General features: G+C 65.4%; 11 protein-coding genes and 2 tRNA genes. 11 read left to right on the top strand and 2 right to left on the bottom strand.

Going from position 1 to position 13,729, the window contains the following annotated elements; all coding sequences use genetic code 11:
• The first annotated feature begins 21 nt into the window (after nucleotides 1-21).
• Nucleotides 22-909: a UTP--glucose-1-phosphate uridylyltransferase gene (locus DXV50_RS08190; protein WP_117205728.1), complete on the top strand. Its 888-nt coding sequence runs from the start codon at nucleotides 22-24 to the stop codon at nucleotides 907-909.
• Nucleotides 910-1,006: 97 nt separating this feature from the next.
• Nucleotides 1,007-4,468: a transcription-repair coupling factor gene (mfd, locus tag DXV50_RS08185; RefSeq protein WP_117205727.1), complete on the top strand. Its 3,462-nt coding sequence runs from the start codon at nucleotides 1,007-1,009 to the stop codon at nucleotides 4,466-4,468.
• Nucleotides 4,469-4,545: 77 nt separating this feature from the next.
• Here the strand turns inward: mfd and DXV50_RS08180 are convergent, their stop codons facing one another.
• Nucleotides 4,546-5,589, bottom strand: a complete 1,044-nt coding sequence (locus tag DXV50_RS08180) for a YitT family protein (protein WP_117205726.1) — start codon at nucleotides 5,587-5,589, stop codon at nucleotides 4,546-4,548.
• A 49-nt stretch (nucleotides 5,590-5,638) separates the two neighbouring features.
• The gene (locus tag DXV50_RS08175) at nucleotides 5,639-6,352 is read right to left on the bottom strand and encodes a GntR family transcriptional regulator (RefSeq protein ID WP_117205725.1); all 714 of its coding nucleotides are present in this window, start codon (nucleotides 6,350-6,352) and stop codon (nucleotides 5,639-5,641) included.
• A gap of 311 nt (nucleotides 6,353-6,663) precedes the next feature.
• Here DXV50_RS08175 and DXV50_RS08170 point away from each other — a divergent pair, with 311 nt between their 5' ends.
• The 9 genes from DXV50_RS08170 (at nucleotide 6,664) to DXV50_RS08130 (ending at nucleotide 13,585) form a co-directional block, all read left to right on the top strand.
• Complete coding sequence (locus tag DXV50_RS08170) at nucleotides 6,664-7,770, top strand: SIS domain-containing protein (protein ID WP_117205724.1); 1,107 nt, start codon at nucleotides 6,664-6,666, stop codon at nucleotides 7,768-7,770.
• Between the two features lie 14 nt (nucleotides 7,771-7,784).
• Nucleotides 7,785-8,738: a PTS mannose/fructose/sorbose transporter subunit IIAB gene (locus DXV50_RS08165; RefSeq protein WP_117205723.1), complete on the top strand. Its 954-nt coding sequence runs from the start codon at nucleotides 7,785-7,787 to the stop codon at nucleotides 8,736-8,738.
• A gap of 89 nt (nucleotides 8,739-8,827) precedes the next feature.
• The gene (locus DXV50_RS08160; protein WP_117205722.1) at nucleotides 8,828-9,625 is read left to right on the top strand and encodes a PTS mannose/fructose/sorbose/N-acetylgalactosamine transporter subunit IIC; all 798 of its coding nucleotides are present in this window, start codon (nucleotides 8,828-8,830) and stop codon (nucleotides 9,623-9,625) included.
• Nucleotides 9,626-9,627: 2 nt separating this feature from the next.
• On the top strand, nucleotides 9,628-10,443 hold the full coding sequence (locus DXV50_RS08155; protein WP_117205721.1) for a PTS system mannose/fructose/sorbose family transporter subunit IID: 816 nt from the start codon (nucleotides 9,628-9,630) through the stop codon (nucleotides 10,441-10,443).
• A gap of 154 nt (nucleotides 10,444-10,597) precedes the next feature.
• A complete protein-coding gene (gene mazG / locus DXV50_RS08150) occupies nucleotides 10,598-11,545 on the top strand; it encodes a nucleoside triphosphate pyrophosphohydrolase (protein ID WP_198666448.1) in 948 nt (315 codons plus the stop codon).
• Between the two features lie 99 nt (nucleotides 11,546-11,644).
• The gene (locus DXV50_RS08145; protein ID WP_157966994.1) at nucleotides 11,645-12,328 is read left to right on the top strand and encodes an FtsB family cell division protein; all 684 of its coding nucleotides are present in this window, start codon (nucleotides 11,645-11,647) and stop codon (nucleotides 12,326-12,328) included.
• The gene (locus DXV50_RS08140; RefSeq protein ID WP_117205719.1) at nucleotides 12,328-13,368 is read left to right on the top strand and encodes a Ppx/GppA phosphatase family protein; all 1,041 of its coding nucleotides are present in this window, start codon (nucleotides 12,328-12,330) and stop codon (nucleotides 13,366-13,368) included. Before DXV50_RS08145 ends, DXV50_RS08140 begins: the two co-directional genes overlap by 1 nt.
• Nucleotides 13,369-13,398: 30 nt before the next feature.
• A tRNA-Leu gene (locus DXV50_RS08135) sits at nucleotides 13,399-13,483 on the top strand.
• A gap of 26 nt (nucleotides 13,484-13,509) precedes the next feature.
• A tRNA-Glu gene (locus tag DXV50_RS08130) sits at nucleotides 13,510-13,585 on the top strand.
• The last annotated feature ends 144 nt before the right edge of the window (nucleotides 13,586-13,729 follow it).

Raw genomic sequence — 13,729 nt, 5'->3', positions numbered from 1 at the left:
ATAAGACGAGAGGAGCGCAACATGAAGTCAATCATCCCCGCCGCCGGCCTGGGCACCCGCTTCCTGCCGGGCACCAAGGTGACGCCCAAGGAGATGCTGCCGGTGCTGGACAAGCCGGTCATCCAGTACGTCGTCGAGGAGGCCCTGGCGCCTGAGGAGGTGGACGAGTGCATCATCGTCTCTTCCCAGGCCAAGCCCCAGATCATGAGCTACTTCACCCCTGACCTGGCCCTTGAGGACCTGCTGCGCTCCCGCGGCAAGGAGGCCTACGCCGACGCCGTCAAGGAGGCCGGGTCCCTCCCCGTGGACTTCTGCTTCCAGAGCGAGCCCCTGGGCCTGGGCCACGCCATCCGCTGTGCCTCCTACGCCACCGGCGACGAGCCCTTCTTCGTGCTCCTGGGCGACTACATGGTGCCCGACAAGAAGATCCTGCCCCGCATGATGGAGGTCTCCAAGGCCCACGGCGGCGCGTCCGTCATCGCCGTTGCCCCGTGCCCGGAGGAGGAGGTCAGCCGCTACGGCATCATCGCCGGCAAGCAGGTGGGCTCCATCGCCGAGTTCCCCGAGGCTGGTGAGAACGACGAGGGCGCTGTCTGGAAGCTCACCGGCATGGTCGAGAAGCCCAAGGCCGCCCTTGCTCCCAGCCGCCTGTTCATCGTCGGTCGCTACCTGCTCTCCCCGCGCGTCATGGAGCTGCTGAAGGACCAGAAGCCGGGTGCCGGCAACGAGATCCAGCTTACCGACGCCATGGAGCGCTGCCTGGCCGAGGAGGAGTTCTACGCCCTGGTCATCGACCCCAAGGAGGGCTACGACACGGGCACCGTCGCGGGCTGGATTGCCACCAACGCCCGCATGGCACAGGCCGACCCGCGCTTTGCCTCCGCCTTCGAGGAGGCCATGAGCGAGTAACTGGGGCTTCTCGGCTACAATAACCGCAGATAAAACCTAACGAGCGAGCCGGGGTTCCGTGGAACCTCGGCCGCTTTGCGTGCGAAAGGCCCCGTTCATGTTCATCAACCGCGTTTCTCGCCGACTGCTGGCCGCGCCCGAGATGGCGCCCCTGCTGAGGGAGCTTGCTGCCGGAAACGACGCCACGCTGGCCGTGGCGCAGTCCGCCCGCCCGCTGGTGCTGGCCGCGCTCTGGGCCAAGGACCCGCGGCCGTGCCTCCTGGTGGTCTCCGGCGAGGAGGCGGCCGACCGCACGGCGCGCTCGCTTGCCGCATGGCTGGGCCAGGACATGGTCTGCCGCTACCCGGAGCGCAAGGACCGTCCCTGGTCGGAGGCTGCCCCGGACGACGCCGTCATCGGCGCGCGCTGCCAGGCCGTGAGCCGCCTTGCCTCTGGCGAGAAGTGCCTGGTGGTGGCCAGCGCCCACGCACTTTTGCGCCGCGTGCCGCCCGTGGGCAGCGGCTACTTTGCCTCCAGCACGTTTGCCGTGGGGGACGAGGTGCCCTTCGAGGACGTGCCGGCGCTTCTCGTCGGCATGGGCTACGCGGACAACGGCGAGGCGGACGCGGCCGGCGCCTTCCACGTCCACGGCGACGTGGTGGACGTCTGGCCCGCCCAGTCCACCTCGCCCGTGCGCCTGGAGTTCTTTGGCGACGAGATCGACCGCATCCGCCGCATGGTGCCCTCCACGGGCCAGACCATCGGCGAGCTGGAGTCCGTCACGGTGAGCCCCTGCCGCGAGATGGCCTTCACGGACGAGACGGTGCGCCGCGCCTCCCGCGCCCTGTACAACCGCGCCCAGAACGACGACCGCATAGCTGCCGACCTGGACCTCATTGAGCGCCGCGCCCCGCAGCCTACCCTGGAGCGCTACCTGCCCGTGCTCTACGGCGGCAGCGCCTCGCCGCTGGAGCACATGTGCGAGGAGGCCCTGGTGGTCCTGGCCGAGCCGCGCGCCCTCTTTGACGACTGCATGCGCGCCATGGACGAGGTCATGGTCGCCGCCGGAAGCGCCCACGTCAGCACCGAGGGGCTCTACACGCCGCCGCGCCAGATGGACTTTGGCCGCCAGCAGAGGCTTTCCTTCTCGTCCATCCTGCGTGCGGGGTCCGGTGCCGTGACGGCGGAGCTGCCCGTGCGCCAGCCGGGCATCGCGGGCTCCGACGCCAAGCTGCTGGGTCGTGTGCGCCAGCTTCTGGCAGACAACGGCTCGGTGCTCTTTGCCGTGCCGGATCGAGCGGCCCGCAAGGCCCTTGAGCTGCGCTTCAATGACGAGTCCATCCCGTTTGCGGAGTCCCTGGGCTCGGCCGAGGACAACGCCTGCCGCATCACGGACCCGGCGGCGCCCGACTCCGGCCGGCCCCTGCCGCGCGGCCAGGTCACGTTCTTTGACGCGCCGGTGCCGGCGGGCATCGTCATCCCGTCCGCGGGCCTGGCGGTCTTCTCGGTGAGCGACCTCAGCTCCCGCACGGCAAAGTCCCGCCGCCGCGCGCGTCGCGTAGACCCCACGAGCGTGACCTTCCCCTTCAAGCCGGGAGACTACGTCGTCCACGCCACGCACGGCATCGCCCTCTTTGCCGACATCGTGCGCCAGGACGTGGCCGGCAAGGACCGCGACTACTTCCTGCTTGAGTACGCGGGCGGCGACAAGCTCTACGTGCCTCTTGAGCAGGTGGACCGCATCACGCGCTACGTGGGCCCGGACGGCAAGAGCCCACGCCTCACGCGCCTGAACACCGCCGACTGGAGCCGCGCCACCGGCAAGGCCCGCAAGAGCGCCAAGAAGCTGGCGTTTGACCTGGTGGACCTCTACACGCGCCGTGCTTCCGTCAGCGGCTACGCCTTTGGCCTGGACACCCCCGTCCAGCAGGAGATGGAGTCCAGCTTCAGCTACGAGCTTACGCCCGACCAGGCAAGCGCCGTGGCCGACATCAAGGCCGACATGGAGGCCAGAAAGCCCATGGACCGCCTGCTCTGCGGAGACGTGGGCTTCGGCAAGACCGAGGTGGCCCTGCGCGCGGCCTTCAAGTGCTGCCAGGACGGCAAGCAGGTCATGGTGCTGTGCCCCACCACCATCCTGGCGCAGCAGCACTACGAGACGTTCTTCTCGCGGTTTGCACCGTTTGACCTCAAGGTGGCCGTGCTCTCCAGGTTTGTGACGCCGGCCCAGCAGAGGCGGGCGCTGGAGGGCTTTGCGGAGGGCTCGGTGGACGTGCTCATTGGTACGCACCGCCTGCTGTCTGCCGACGTCAACCCCCATGACCTGGGCATGGTTGTCATCGACGAGGAGCAGCGCTTTGGCGTGCAGCACAAGGAGCAGCTCAAGAACATGCGCGAGCAGGTGGACGTGCTGACGCTCTCGGCCACGCCCATCCCGCGCACCATGCAGATGGTCATGAGCGGCGTGCGCGACATGAGCCTCATCATGACGCCGCCGCCGGGCCGCCTGCCGGTCAAGGTCACGGTGGGGGAGTACGACCCCGACCTGGTGAGCGCCGCCATCCGCCAGGAGATGGGCCGCCACGGGCAGGTCTACTACGTGAGCAACCGCGTTCACACCATCGACGACGCGGTGGAGCGCGTGCGCGAGGCGGCGCCCGAGGCCCGCATCGGCGTGGCGCACGGCAAGATGACCGCACGCGAGGTCGAGGACGTGATGCTGGAGTTTGCCGAGCACGAGATAGACGTGCTGGTGGCGACGACCATCATCGAGAGCGGCATCGACAACCCGCACACCAACACGCTCATCATCGAGGACTCCCAGCGCCTGGGCCTGGCCCAGCTCTACCAGCTCAAGGGCCGCGTGGGCCGCGGTCGCACGCAGGCCTACGCGTACTTCATGTTCCCCGGCGAGACGCCCCTCACGCCCGAGGCGACCGACCGCCTGACGGCCATCAACGAGTACCAGGACCTGGGCAGCGGCATGAAGATTGCCATGCGCGACCTGGAGATCCGCGGCGCGGGCTCGCTCATGGGCGCCGAGCAGCACGGCAACCTCAGCTCCGTGGGCTTTGACCTCTTCACCCAGATGCTGGGCGAGGCCGTGGCCGAGGCGCGCGGCGAGACGCGCGAGGTCGAGGAGGCCGAGGTCACCATCAACCTTCCGGCCGACTTCTACCTGGCCGAGGAGTACCTGCCCGAGGTGGACCGCCGCGTGCTGGTCTACCGCAAGCTGGCGGCCGCCGTGGACCTGGCCGAGGTGGACGAGCTGCAGAAGGAGACCGAGGACAGCTTTGGCGCGCTGCCGCTGGCCGGCCGCAACCTCTTTGACCGCGCGCGCATCCGCATCCGCGGCCAGCGCCTGGGCGTGACGAGCGTGAGCCTGACCAACGGCCGCCTCATCTACCAGGGCATAGAGGTCCCGCGCGACGTGGCGCTCAAGCTCCGCGGGCAGGGCGCGCTCAACTACCCCAAGAGCCACAAGCTGGCCTATCCCTTCCATCGCGGCGACGGCGAGGTCATGCCCGCCGCCGTCGGCGTCCTGGAGCAGGTCGGCGGCGATGACGAGGTGGACGAGTAGGAGGGCGGCGGGCCTGCTTGGCGTAAGGCGCCCGCTCCGGCGTGGCCCGGAGGCGGAAAGCGCGCAGGAGCTTGCACTTAGACCAGTCTGAATCCGCGTCCGGTGATCTGCGACGTGTTCACGTAGGTGATGAAGGCCGTCGGGTCGATCCCGCGGATGTGCTTCTCGAGCCGCAGCGTCTCGCGTGGGTTGAGTACCGTCATGATCGAGGTCACTTTATTGCCCGAGTACGCGCCGTACGCCTCCGAGATGGTCGCGGTTCGCTGGAGATCGCGGATGATGAACTCCTCTACGCGCGCCGGCTGCTTGCAAATCACGGTCACGACCTTGTGCTGCTTCATGCCGTCGAGCACGCCGTTGACTACAACCGTCATGATGAGCAGACCGATTACGCAGTAGATGCCCGTGCGCAGGTCAAACAGCAATAGACTCCCTACGACTGACGTCGAATTGACGAGCAGTGTCGCTATGCCCGTTGTCAGGCTCGTGCGCTTGGCAAGCGCAACGATGATGATGTCTGTCCCGCCTGTGGAGGCGCCGACGCTATAGGCCATTGCTGCGCTTACGGCGGTTAAGACCACGGCGCACAGAAGGTCAATCCACAGGTCGCCTGTTATCGAGCTGACAATGGGCATGACCTGCGAAAAGAGCGATACGTACGCGGAGAGCGCGAGCGATGCTGCGACGCTCCATGCGACAGCCCTCTTTCCGGTAAGCACCGACCCGATGACGATGCACGCAAGATTCACTCCCCAGAGCGCGACGGCGCTGGGCAATCCCGGAACGAGCCCCGCGATCACGATGGAGAGGCCCGACGCACCGCCGAGCGCCAAGTTGTTCGGCGCGGTGAACAGCACATAGGCGATAGCCGCCATAATCACGGCAAAGTTCAACACGACGGCTGTCTTTGCGGCGCCGACGCTGTCGCGTCGCTCGATGGTGCGGGTGCTCCTCGCGTCTTCCTCGGGCGTAAGCAGCGCCGCACCATGAATGAGGGAGGCTCCCTCGAACGCGGGCTCTGCCTCATGGGGCGCAACCTCGAAGTCGCTCAGGTTTTCGACAGGTGTGGCGGGCGCGCTCCTTCCGTCGCGGGCGGAGGCGAGTACGCTGGGCAGCTTCACGACGATCCCTTTCTACGCGTTTGCGCCGGTAGCCGACGTGTTCTTCTGGCTATATCGTGTAGTCGTAGGTGTAGGAGTCGCCGTTGTAGTACGTGGTGATGTACTCGTACGGCACCTGCTCACCGCCGATATCGGCGCAGGTGGTGTGACGTACCGCCAGAAGGGCGATGTCCTTGGCGCGCAGTAGGTTTTGCTGCTCGGGGGTCGGGATGACGGCACTTATGGACATGCGGCACAGACCGGTGTTGATGCCGAGTGAGCGCACGTACTCGTAAAACGAGCCGTTGAGGCACTCAACGCTGATTGCGGGGATGACCGCCGCCGAGATGCAGGTGTCGCTGATAGCCACGGGAATGTCGTCGCCGGTGCGCAGACGCACGAAGTGGTGGATGAGGTCATCGTCGGTGAGCTCGAGCGCTTCTTGGGCCTTGGGGTAAGTGGAGGCAGGGACGACCTCGTACGTGAGGAGCTTGGAGCCGGCCTTGAGCCCAATCGCCGCCATGTCCTCTGTGAAGCTCGTGCCGGCAGAGAGGCTCTTATCCACATGGTGACGCCGTACGAAGCTACCTCGTCCGGGGACGCGCTCGATATATCCGCTTGCAGAGAGGTTCGAGAGGGCCTTGTTAACCGTCATGCGCGAGAACCCGAACTTCTCGCACAGCTCCTCCTCGGTGGGAATCTGATCCCCGACCTTAAGCGTGCCGAGCTGGATCATCTGGCGGATGCTCTCCTCGACCTGCCGGTATTTAGGTTCCTTGGACAAAGTGCGCCTCCTTCATGTATTGCTTGGCACAAAGGTACACAATCGTCGATGAAATATATAGACAAATCTGTAACAAAGAAGAAAAGAAGTGCAATAGATATCAAAAGATAACCGGGATATGATTCGTGTCCGGAGGATTCTCAAGTGTCGGGAGGTCCATATTGAACCATTACCAACTGGTAAAATGCCGCTTACCGGCTGAATAATACCGCTCATCCGCTATTGCCATTACAAAGCAAGTCTATATATATACAAATACGTCAAGCACGGAAAACACGAGCGAGACTGACGACCACCAAACGGGAGGCACTATGATTACCAAGCTCGACGACCCCAGCATGTACGGCTACATCAAGGACACGGGCCACGCGCTGCGCAATGCCTACAAGGAGCGTGCCCTGTTCTGTGACCCCTTCGTCGATCTCATGAAGAGCCACGACTTTAAGCGCGTCTATCTCGTGGGCTCCGGCACCAGCTACAACGCCTCCCTTTACATCGCCACGCTGTTCCAGCGCTACTGCAAGGTCGAGGCCTCCGCGGGCTTCCCGACCCGCTTTGACGAGAGCGACATCGCAACCTCCGGCGCCTATCGCCCCGATCAGGTCCTGGTCATCGGCGTTTCTCAGTCCGGCACCTCCGTCTCGACCATCGACGTCATGCGCCGCGCCCACGAGGCGGGCTTCTGCGCCCTCGCGCTTACCGATGTTATGGACAGCCCCGTGACCGAGTCCGTCGACTCCGCCATCCGCCTGCTCACCGGCAAGGAGGAGGTCCACGTCGAGACCCGCGGCTATCAGGTCAGCCTCTTTGAGGGCTACCTGCTGGCCATGTCCGCCGGTCACGCCCTCGGCACCATCGACGACGCTTCCTTTAAGGCTCGTCTTGAGGCGGCGCGCGCCCTCGCCGAGTCCTACGACCACCTCGTTGAGCAGGCGGACGCCTGGTACGACGAGAACGTCTTTGAGCTCATGGCCCTTACCCGCGGCTATGTGTGCACCTACGGCATCAACGTCTGCACCGCCGAGGAGGCCGAGCTCAAGATGAACGAGACCTACCACAAGCCGGTTCGCGGTTACGAGCTCGAGGAGATGATCCACGGCCCGCACTATGCCCTCGACGAGAACAACTACACATTCTTTGTCGCCCCCGACGGCCCCGGTATCGAGCGCATTCCGTCCTTCCTCAAGTGGTACGAGGACAACAAGGTGACCGAGCACGTCTTTGTCGTCACTTGCGGCGACCACAAGGGCGAGTTCGGCCCGAAGTCCATCTGCTTCGAGGAGGAGATCTCTGACGAGCTCACCCCGCTGGCGATGGCAATCCCGTTCCAAATCATCTCCTGTCGCAACTGCATCAACGCAAAGATCGACACGCGCTACCGCCCGGCAAACCGCACCTCGTTCGCCCACCTCGACTAAGCGGAGGCATTCGTATGAGCCAGATCCTCGTCGCCACCCACTCCACGCTCGCGGAAGGTTTCGCGCAGGCCGTGAAGTTCTTCAAAGCGGACGCAGACAACGTCCACTTCCTCAACGGGTACGTCCAGAGCCAGGAGTTCGAGCGCGAGCTCCGCGAGCAGCTCGATGCGCTGCCCAAGGGCGAGCCTGTGGTGGTTTGCACCGACATCCCCGGCGGTTCTGTCAACCAGGTGGCCATGAAGCTGGCCGACGAATACGGGTTTATGCTGGTCAGCGGCGTGAACATGCCGTTTATGCTCGAGCTTGCCTATAGTGACGACGTCACTTACGGCGCTCTGGCCGCGACGGTGGCCAACGCTCGCGAGCAGCTCATGCTGCCGTTGGCGCAGGATGTCAAGCCCGTGGCTCCGGCTGCCAAGGACCCTGTCGCCAAGGCATCCGCAAAGGCTGGCAAGGGCAAGCCGTCAATCGTGCTCGTTCGCGCCGACGACCGTCTTATTCATGGCCTGGTCGCGGTTGCTTGGACTTCTCACCTGGCGCCGGAGACCATCCTCGTTGCCAATGACGCCGCCGCTGCCGACGACTTCAAGAAAAACGCCCTCAAGCTGGCCAAGCCCGCAGGCGTGAAGCTCTTCATCAAGCCTATCGAGAAGGCCGCCAAGGCCCTCAACAACCCCGTCAACGACGGCAAGAGGATCTTTGTGGTTACCCAGACCGTCGAGGACGCCGAGCGTCTGTACAGCCTGCTCGACGATGCCCGCAAGTTCAGCAAGCTCAACATCGGCACCGCCGGCGTAAACAAGAAGCCCGGCGAGAAGTACGTTGCCATCATCCCGCAGGTGTACACCACCGCCGAGGAGTTCGCCGCGGCAAAGAAGCTGCACGACGCTGGCGTCAACGTCTTTGGTCAGGCCAACCCCACGCTCGAGAAGGCCGATTTCGCGGCCATCGAGCACGCTCTGAACTAACGGGAGGCGGTCCGCGGGCGTCGTGCTTCTTGCCCCGGGCCGCTGCTCCCTGAGGTTTTCAACAAGAGTAGAAGGAGAAAGGAAGCACTATGCTGCAAGGATTCTTGGTCGCCCTTGTTTCGGCGCTGATTTACCTTGAGTCGCGCCTAGTCGGCCAACACATGCTGGACCGCCCGATCATCATCGGCCCCGTCGTCGGCCTCATCATGGGCGACCCCGTGACCGGCCTTGTGGTCGGCGGTCAGCTTGAGCTCGTGTGGATGGGCCTGAACGGCATCGGCACCACCACGCCGCCGAACGTCGTCGTCGGCTCCGCTCTCGCGACGGCGCTCGCCATCAGCACCGGCGCCTCTTACGAGACCACGCTTGCGCTTGCCGTGCCCATCGCCGTCGTGGCTCAGCTGTGCGACATCGCAGCGCCCATCGTGAACACGTTCTTTGCTCACCAGGCCGACCGCTTTGCCGACCAGGAGAACTACCACGGCATCGACCTGTGCATTTGGGGCGGCGGTATCGTCTACTTCCTCTTTAAGTTCGTGCCCATCTTCCTGGGCTACGTTCTCGGCTCTGGCGTCATCACCAGCTTCGTCGACCAGATTCCGCCCGTCATCCAGGACGGCCTCAACCAGTCCGGCAACCTCCTTCCCGCGCTCGGCGTTGCCATGCTGATCCAGCTGACCTGGGACAAGAAGTTCGGCGTGTTCCTGTTCCTTGGCTTTGCCCTTGCCGCGTTCCTTAACGTGAGCACCCTCGGCGCCGCGTTCTTTGGCGCCATCGCCGCGGTCATTTACTACATGCTCAGCGGCAAGCAGGCCCCCGCGGCCGCCCTTGCGACCCAGGGCGCCGCGTCCGAGCCCATCGACGACGAAGATGATGAGGAGCTGTAACCATGGCAGAAGAGAAGAAGCTTAGCCAGAAGACTCTGCGTCATGTCTTCAACCGCCACTACCAGCTCCTTGGCTGCTTCAACTACGAGCGCCAGATGTCTACCGGCTATGCCTACACGATGATGCCGGCGCTGAAGGAGCTCTACAAAGATGACCCGGAGGGTCTGAAGGAGGCCGTCAAGCGCCATCTCGAGTTCTATAACTGCGCGACCTCCACGAGCCCGTTCCTCATCGGCCTGACCTGCGCCATGGAGGAGCAGAACGCCTCCGAGCCGGAGGAGTACGACGCCGGCTCCATCACCTCCGTCAAGGCCGCCCTCATGGGCCCGCTTGCCGGCATCGGCGACTCGTTCTTCTGGGGTACGTTCCGCGTCATCGGCGCGGGTATCGGCGCTCCCCTGGCTGTTGCCGGGAACGTTCTGGGCCCCATCATCTACGCCCTCATTAACGTGATCCCGTCCGAGGTCGTGCGTCGCGTGGGCTTCAAGATCGGCTATGACGGCGGCTCGAAGTTCCTTGAGCGCATCTCCAGCGACGGAACCCTCCAGAAGGTGACTGAGGCTGCGCGCATCATGGGCCTTATGGTTATCGGGGCCATGATTCCCTCAATGGTTACCCTGACCTTGGGCGCGACTGTCGACATCAACGGCGCACAGGTCGTGTTGCAGGAGATCATCGACCAGATTTGCCCGTTCATCCTGCCTCTTGGTCTCGTGGGTGGCTGCTACAGCTTGCTCAAGAAGGGCAAGTCCGGCACGGCCGTCATGTTCGGCCTGCTGGTCCTGGGCATTGTGCTGGTCGCCCTCGGCTTGGTGTAAGGCGCCTGAACCAGCATCCTCTTTGATCGCCCGGCCGTTCCTGGCCGGGCGATTTTTTAATGCGCGCGCACGGCAGGGGGGGCGTGGCCCGGAGGCGGAAAGTGCGCAGTCCCCGCGATACAATGACGGCGGAGAAACGCCGAAAGGGGAGCAAATGGAGTTCGTGTCGGGCAAGTTTAACCAGCCGGAGTGCAGGCTTGACGACGGGCGTGCCCTGTCTGACCTGGTAGACGAGCAGAACGCGTCGCGCGCGGAGGCACCGGCGGGCAATCCCGAGATGGACCGGCTCGTCCGCACCATCTGGCGGCTGCGCCAGGCCGACGGCTGCCCCTGGGACCGCGAGCAGACCCACGGCTCCATCACCAAGAACATGGTCGAGGAGGCCTACGAGGCCGTTGACGCCATCGAGGCAAACGACGTCGCGCATCTCTGCGAGGAGCTCGGCGACGTGCTCGAGCAGGTGCTTCTCCACGCGCAGATAGCCGCCGACGCCGGCGAGTTCACCATCGAGGACGTGGCCCACGGCCTCAACGAGAAGCTCGTCCGCAGGCACCCGCACGTCTTTGGAGACCTCGCGGCAGCCTCGGACGGCCAGGCGCCCGCCGGCTACGAGCAGGCTCACGACGGCGATCGCGTCCTGGACATCTGGGATGACGTCAAGCGCCTTGAGCGCGAGGCCCGCGGCCAGCTGAGCGACGTCGAGCCGGGCCTGCTTGACTCCGTGCCCCAGAGCCTGCCCGCCCTCATGCAGGCGCAGAAGATCTCGAAGCGAGCGGCAAAGGCCGGCTTTGAGTGGGCCGACCTGGCCGGCGTCTGGGACAAGGTGGCCGAGGAGCGCGCGGAGTTCGAGGCGGAGGAGCCGGGCACCGCGGCATCGCAGGAGGAGTTCGGAGACCTGCTGTTTGCGCTGGTCAACGTCGCGCGCTGGTCTGGCGTGGACGCCGAGGAGGCCCTGGCCGCGTCAAACCGCAAGTTCCGCCGCCGCTGGGCGCGCATGGAGGAGCTCGCCCGCGCGCAGGGCCGTGCCGTGGAGGACCTCTCGACCGTCGAGCAGAACGAGCTCTGGGACCGTGCTAAGGGTGAGGAGAAGCCCGCGGAGTAGCCGACGTCCGCGTGGCCTTTGGTATAACAGGGTTGAGGGCTGCGCCGCGCAAGCGTGCGCCGTCGTCACGCCAACATCGAACTAGAAATGAACCAGGGCATGATTGACTCTTCTACCAGGCGCTCCTCTGCAGAGCAGGGCGCTCCACGCGTCTATGACCGGCCTCGCCCGGCCGTGACCGAGTTCTCTCGGCGGGGGTCGAAGACCACCGTCTCGCAGGAGTTTGCAACCCACACCGGCGCCGCCGCAAAGAGCCTGGGCTCCGTTCTGGGCCGGGGCAGTCGCGCCGCGTCGGGCCGTCCCGCTGCCGCGGCGCGCACTTCTCGCCGTGCGGAGAGGCCGGAGCGCCACAACGCCACGGCTCGTGTGGAGGCCGCGCGGCAGGCCAAGGACGCCGTGGCCGCAAAGGCCGACGCGGTGGGCGGCTTCTATGCCAGCCACAAGCTGCTGTGCATTGTGGTGGGCGTGCTGGTCGCCGCCGCGGTGCTGCTCTACGGTCCGGCGGCCACCTACTACCGCGCCTGGCGCGCCGGGCTTGACCTGCAGGCCCAGTACGACGCGCTGGCCCAGAGCAATGACCAGATCCAGCAGCAGAACGATGCGCTTCTCACGCGCGAGGGCATAGAGGAGGAGGCTCGCCGCCGCGGCTACGTGGGTGCCGGCGAGACGGGCGTCGTAGTGGAGGGTCTGCCGGACGACTCCGCCAGCTCTCCTGATGCCACTCCGGAATACCCCTGGTACGTGGGCGTGGGCGACGTGATCTTTGGATACGAGGGGCAATGATGACCAGGGTAGCCTGCATAGACATTGGAACCGTCACCGCCCGCCTTGCCGTGGCGGACGTCGAGGACGGGCGCGTGGTGCGCCTGGCCAAGCGCTCGCAGATCTGCAACCTGGGGCAGGACGTGGACAAGACCCACCGCCTGCGCCAGGACGCCATGGAGCGCGTCTTTGGCTGCGTGGCAGCCTATCTTGAGGAGGCCCGTCGCGCCGGCGCCACCTCGGCGTGCTGCACGCTGACCAGCGCCGCCCGCGACGCGCAGAACGCCCGCGAACTGGGCGCCGCCCTGGCCTCGCTGGGCCTTGAGCCTATGGTCATCCCGGGCGCGGTTGAGGGCTCGCTCACCTTCCTGGGCGTGGCGCAGGACTTTGTGGGCCACCGCATCCTCGTGGCCGACAACGGCGGCGGCTCCACGGAGCTGGCAATGGGCTGCCTGGGAACGGACGGCATCCTTGAGCTTGACTTTGTTCGCTCCGTTGACGTTGGCTGCCGCAGGCTGACCGAGCGCTTCCTTGCGGGGGAGGGTCCGGCCGCCGCTGGCGCGCTTCTGTCCGCGCGGGAGCTTGCCGGCCAGAAGTTTGCGCCTGTGATCGCCGAGGGCGGCCTGCGTGCGGCAGGCGCCGCGGCAGCTGCGGGCGGCACCGCTCCGTCCGCCGCCCCCGAGCGCCTGGTGGTCTGCGGCGGAACGGTGACCACGATGGTTGCCGTCAAGAAGGCGCTTGACCCCTACGACCCCGCGCAGGTCCACCTAGCCACGCTCTGCGCGGCAGACGTCCAGGGCATTCAGGACCAGCTCGCAAGCCTTTCTGTGGAGAAGCGCGCGGCGCTGCCGGGCATCCAGCCCAAGCGCGCGTCCGTCATCCTGGGCGGCGTCTGCGCCGTGGCCGAGCTCATGGCCCAGACCGGGTTTGACCAGCTCACGGTTAGCGAGAGCGACCTTCTCTTTGGGCTCTCCCTTGCCGCCGCGGCCGCGCTCGAGCGCCGCGACTCGCCGGTCATCTGGAAGCCCGAGATGCGCCCGCTCGTCTCGCCGCAGGGCTAGCCGGGCTTGCGCTAGACTAAATGGACCCCTGGGGGCGTGGCGGAATTGGCATACGCAGTGGACTTAAAATCCACGGCCGAAAGGATTGTGGGTTCGAGTCCCACCGCCCCTACCAGTACCTCTGATATACTCAGAGCTTGCGTCCCCATCGTCTAGAGGCCTAGGACACGGCCCTTTCAAGGCTGTAACACGGGTTCGATTCCCGTTGGGGGCACCAGACATTGCAGCAGGTCAGAGGAATTTGAGCCTCTGGCCTGCTTCTTTTTTCGCGGTACGCCGCATGGAGTTGCGCAGCGTTACGCCGTACTCCGCAGATGCAAAACCCGGCCGTTGACTCCCCCGGCAATGAAGCTATACTTCT

Origin of the sequence: Paratractidigestivibacter faecalis, from assembly GCF_003416765.1 — a bacterium.
Taxonomy (GTDB): domain Bacteria; phylum Actinomycetota; class Coriobacteriia; order Coriobacteriales; family Atopobiaceae; genus Paratractidigestivibacter; species Paratractidigestivibacter faecalis.
The sequence above is the reverse complement of the archived record's forward strand: the minus strand, read 5'-3'. Positions and strand labels throughout refer to the sequence as shown.

What these genes read in the sequence shown, in the direction of transcription:
- DXV50_RS08145 (WP_157966994.1), top strand. Translation starts at nt 11,645, where the DNA reads ATGATTGACTCTTCTACCAGGCGCTCCTCTGCAGAGCAGGGCGCTCCA.
- mazG (WP_198666448.1), top strand. Translation starts at nt 10,598, where the DNA reads ATGGAGTTCGTGTCGGGCAAGTTTAACCAGCCGGAGTGCAGGCTTGAC.
- mfd (WP_117205727.1), top strand. Translation starts at nt 1,007, where the DNA reads ATGTTCATCAACCGCGTTTCTCGCCGACTGCTGGCCGCGCCCGAGATG.
- DXV50_RS08160 (WP_117205722.1), top strand. Translation starts at nt 8,828, where the DNA reads ATGCTGCAAGGATTCTTGGTCGCCCTTGTTTCGGCGCTGATTTACCTT.
- DXV50_RS08165 (WP_117205723.1), top strand. Translation starts at nt 7,785, where the DNA reads ATGAGCCAGATCCTCGTCGCCACCCACTCCACGCTCGCGGAAGGTTTC.
- DXV50_RS08140 (WP_117205719.1), top strand. Translation starts at nt 12,328, where the DNA reads ATGACCAGGGTAGCCTGCATAGACATTGGAACCGTCACCGCCCGCCTT.
- DXV50_RS08170 (WP_117205724.1), top strand. Translation starts at nt 6,664, where the DNA reads ATGATTACCAAGCTCGACGACCCCAGCATGTACGGCTACATCAAGGAC.
- DXV50_RS08190 (WP_117205728.1), top strand. Translation starts at nt 22, where the DNA reads ATGAAGTCAATCATCCCCGCCGCCGGCCTGGGCACCCGCTTCCTGCCG.
- DXV50_RS08155 (WP_117205721.1), top strand. Translation starts at nt 9,628, where the DNA reads ATGGCAGAAGAGAAGAAGCTTAGCCAGAAGACTCTGCGTCATGTCTTC.